Source organism: Myxococcus sp. CA033, assembly GCF_013336625.1.
In the GTDB taxonomy this organism is placed as follows: Bacteria; Myxococcota; Myxococcia; order Myxococcales; family Myxococcaceae; genus Myxococcus; species Myxococcus llanfairpwllgwyngyllgogerychwyrndrobwllllantysiliogogogochensis.
Map to the genome: position 1 here is coordinate 1 of NZ_JABUMU010000107.1, position 383 is coordinate 383.

The 383-nt window shown below is 65.5% G+C and carries 1 protein-coding gene; it reads left to right on the forward strand.

The window, feature by feature from the left end:
• Positions 1-383, forward strand: a 383-nt coding sequence (locus HUA78_RS45845; protein ID WP_174479148.1) for a condensation domain-containing protein, incomplete at both ends; no start/stop codon positions are given.

Genomic DNA, 383 nt, shown 5'->3' on the forward strand with positions numbered 1-383 from the left:
GAGGGCCTCATCGGCTTCTTCGTCAACACGCTCGTGCTGCGCACCCAGGTGGAGGACACCGCTTCATTCGTCCACCTGCTGAGGCAGGTGAAGGAGTCCTCGCTGGGCGCCTACGCCCACCAGGACGTGCCCTTCGAGCGACTGGTGGAGGTGCTTCAGCCCTCGCGCGACATGAGCCGCAGTCCGCTCTTCCAGGTCCTCTTCGCCTTGCAGAACGCGCCCATGCCCGCGGTGCGGAAGCTGGACCTGACGTTGAGCCCAGTGGAGGTGGAGAACCCCACCACCAAGTTCGAGCTCCAGCTCAACCTGTCGGAGACGCCAGACGGCTACCGGGGCACGCTGAGCTACAACACCGACCTGTTCGAGCACGCTACGGCGCTGCG